We start from the raw sequence: 2,351 nt of genomic DNA on the forward strand, positions 1-2,351 counted from the left end.
GGTCCCCCGACGGTGTTCATGGGGTTTTTTCCATGCACGCCGCTACCCTTCGGGGGAGGGCCCGCAGGCAGTGCCTGCGGGCCGTCCGACGGTGGAGAGGGTGATGCGGTTGCGGCGATCAGTCGTTGCCGCTGAGGATCGCGATCAGGTTCAGCATCTCCCGGTAGATCCACACCAGGGTCACGGTGAGGCCGAAGGCGGCCGTCCACGCCTCCTCGCGCGGGGCGCCGTAGGTGATGCCGTCCTCGACCACCTTGAAGTCCAGGGCGAGGACGCAGGCGCCGATCACGATCGCGACGATGCCGAAGAGGACACCGAGCGCACCGCTGCGGAAGCCGAGGCCGTCGCCCCCGCCGAACACGGCGAACAGGGAGTTGACGACCATCAGCAGCACGAAGCCGATCAAGGCGGCCATCACGAAGCCCTGGAAGCGACGGGTCACCCGGATGAGTCCGGTCCGGTACCCGACCAGCACTCCACCGAACACGGCCATCGTGCCGAGCACGGCCTGCATGGCGGCGCCCGGGGCGACGTAGGTGCTGATGATGTTGCTGACGACGCCGAGGAGGACGCCCTGGAACGCGGCGTAGGCCAGGATCAGCGGCGGCGACGGCTTGCGCTTGAACGAGTTGACCATCGCCAGGACGAATCCGATGAGCCCGGCGACGGAGGCGACGACGTAGGACCGGACGAGGTTGCTCTCGTCGATCGGCAGGAGCCACCAGCCGAGCGTGGCGGCGACGACGACGGTGCCGAGGGTCATCGCCGTACGGCTGACGACGTCGTCGATGGTCATCGCGCCGGAGCGGACTCCGGGGGGCGCCTGCTGGGCGTAGGGGTTGGTGGCGTACGGATTGGCGGTGCCCTGCGCGTAAGGGTTCTCACCCGTGACGGTGGCCCCGGCCTGCGGCGTCGCGTACCCCGCGGTGCCGTTGTCGCGGCTGAACCCCCGTCGCGAGAAGACCGGGTTGCTGCTCCTCATTTCACTCCTCCATGGCCACACGACGTGGCCTTGCGACAAGAGTAATAGGTAGGCAAAGGAAGCACCCTCGTGCCAGGGGAGGATCTTCACGGAGTCGTAGCGCCCGATCGCGCTCTTGCCGCAGCCGTCCCTCGGCGGTCGGCTGCCGCCACCTGCCGGACCCCTGCCGGGGTGCTGCCGGTCTCCTGCCCCGGGACGGCCGGGACAACCCGTCCAGCCACCTGTCCGGGGAAGGTGCGTCCGCCGTGTTGACGGCGGAGGCCCGCCGGGGCCGGGCGGCCTTGAAAACCCGGGGCGCCGCCGTCGCCCGGCCGGGCCTCCCGCGGGTCCACGGCGGTGGGACGGGTGCGCGGGGACCGGGACGCGCCCACTAACGTGCCGCGCATGACGACTGCACTGATTACCGGCGCGACGGCGGGCATCGGCGCCGCGTTCGCGCGGCGGCTCGCGGGACAGGGACACAACCTCGTGCTGGTGGCCCGCGACACCGAGCGGCTGCGGGACCAGGCCACCGAACTGCACGACCGGCACGGCATCGAGGCCACGGTGCTCACCGCCGACCTCTCCACGGACTCCGGGATCGCGGCCGTCGAGGAACGCCTCCGCGACCGCGACCACCCGGTCGAGCTCCTCGTCAACAACGCGGGGTTCGGCAACAAGGGGCGCTATCTGGAGGTTCCGCTCGACGACGAGCTGGCGATGCTGAAGGTGCACTGCGAGGCGGTGCTGCGGCTGACCTCGGCGGCGGCGGGCGGGATGCGCGAGCGCGGCCGGGGCGGAATCGTCAACGTCGCCTCGGTCGCGGCGTTCGTCCCCCGGGGCACGTACGGGGCGTCGAAGGCGTGGGTCGTCCAGTTCACCCAGGGCGCCGCCAAGGACCTGGCGGGGTCCGGGGTACGGCTGATGGCGCTCTGCCCGGGCTTCGTACGGACGGAGTTCCACCAGCGGGCCGGGATGGGCACCGGGAACATCCCGGGCTGGATGTGGCTGGACGTCGACAAGCTGGTGACCGCCGCCCTCGCCGACCTGGCGCGCGGCCGGACCGTGTCGGTGCCGGACGCCCGGTACAAGGCGCTGATGGGGCTGGTGAAGGTGACCCCGCGCAGCCTGCTGGGCGAGATGACCTCGCGGACGGGGCGCAAGTACGGCCCGAAGTGAGGGCCGTACCGGAGCGGAACGCCGGCCCGAAGTGAGGGCCGTACCGGAGCGGAACCCCGGCCGCGGTACCGGGCGAAGCGTCCCCAAGTGAGGGCCGTACCGGAGCGGAACGCCGGCCCGAAGTGAGGGGCCGGCCTCGGTCGGGGCCCGGAACGCGGCGAGGCCGGTGCCCCCGCGACGGGGGCACCGGCCTCGTACCGCTCACCGGCCC

Annotated in this window: 2 protein-coding genes; one reads left to right on the forward strand and one right to left on the reverse strand. The window is 71.8% G+C overall.

The features are described 5' to 3' along the window. Positions 1-118: 118 nt before the first annotated feature. Positions 119-982 carry a Bax inhibitor-1/YccA family protein gene (locus ACWD3D_RS36170; RefSeq protein WP_451464902.1) on the reverse strand — a complete coding sequence of 288 codons (864 nt, stop codon included), beginning with the start codon at positions 980-982 and terminating at the stop codon, positions 119-121. A 384-nt stretch (positions 983-1,366) separates the two neighbouring features. Here ACWD3D_RS36170 and ACWD3D_RS36175 point away from each other — a divergent pair, with 384 nt between their 5' ends. Next, positions 1,367-2,140, forward strand: a complete 774-nt coding sequence (locus ACWD3D_RS36175; RefSeq protein WP_451464903.1) for an SDR family NAD(P)-dependent oxidoreductase — start codon at positions 1,367-1,369, stop codon at positions 2,138-2,140. Positions 2,141-2,351: the final 211 nt, after the last annotated feature.

This window comes from Streptomyces sp. NPDC002690 (assembly GCF_053592415.1).